Here is an 871-nt window from a genome sequence, read left to right as displayed (position 1 = left end):
TGTCTCTTATACACATATAAGAGACAGCCGCCCAGGTCTCCGCCCGCAACGCCCTGCGCACACCGCAGTTCTGGTGCCTGTGGGTCGTGCTGTGCATGAACGTCACCGCGGGCATCGGGGTCCTGGAGAAGGCCGCCCCGATGATCACCGACTTCTTCGCCGAGACCTCCACCGCGGTCAGCACCTCCGCCGCGGCGGGCTTCGTCGCCCTGCTCTCGCTCGCCAACATGGCCGGCCGCCTCCTGTGGTCCTCCACCTCGGACCTGATCGGCCGTAAGAACATGTACCGCGTCTACCTCGGCGTCGGGGCGCTGATGTACGTCCTGATCGCCCAGCTCGGCAACGACTCCAAGCCCCTGTTCGTCTGCTGCGCGCTGGTGATCCTCTCCTTCTACGGAGGCGGGTTCGCGACCGCCCCCGCCTACCTCAAGGACCTGTTCGGCACCTACCAGGTCGGCGCCATCCACGGCCGGCTGCTGACCGCCTGGTCCACCGCGGGCGTCCTCGGCCCGCTGATCGTCAACCACTTCGCCGACGCGGGGGAGCGGGCCGGGCACAGCGGCCCCGGCCTCTACACGACGTCCCTCACCGTGATGACCGTGCTGCTGGTCGTCGGCTTCGTCGCCAACGAGTGCATCCGCCCGGTCCACGCCCGCTTCCACGAGACACCGCAAGAGAAGCCGGAAGGAAGGAGTCCCCGTGTCCACCAGGACTCGTAAGCCCCTCATGGCGTTCGTCTGGCTCTGGGTCGCCGTGCCGTTCTGCTACGGCCTGTACGAACTCGTCCGCAAAGCCACCCAGCTGTTCACCGGCTGAACCGGAACACGACGAAGCCCCGGTCATGACGACCGGGGCTTCGGACGGTGCGCGA

General features: G+C 67.4%; 1 protein-coding gene and 1 pseudogene. Both read left to right on the top strand.

What is annotated here, in order from left to right; translation table 11 throughout:
- Window positions 1-23: 23 nt before the first annotated feature.
- A pseudogene (locus IH13_RS0115720) lies at window positions 24-719 on the top strand (MFS transporter); the annotation flags it as partial.
- Window positions 700-816, top strand: a complete 117-nt coding sequence (locus tag IH13_RS46100; protein ID WP_420713366.1) for an MFS transporter small subunit — start codon at window positions 700-702, stop codon at window positions 814-816. The pseudogene IH13_RS0115720 and the gene IH13_RS46100, both read left to right, overlap by 20 nt.
- Window positions 817-871 lie beyond the last annotated feature (55 nt).

It is taken from the genome of Streptomyces sp. NRRL WC-3549 (assembly GCF_000721935.1).
Lineage (GTDB): Bacteria > Actinomycetota > Actinomycetes > Streptomycetales > Streptomycetaceae > Streptomyces.
Note: the sequence above shows the minus strand (reverse complement) of the source record. Positions and strands in the feature narration are given on the sequence as shown.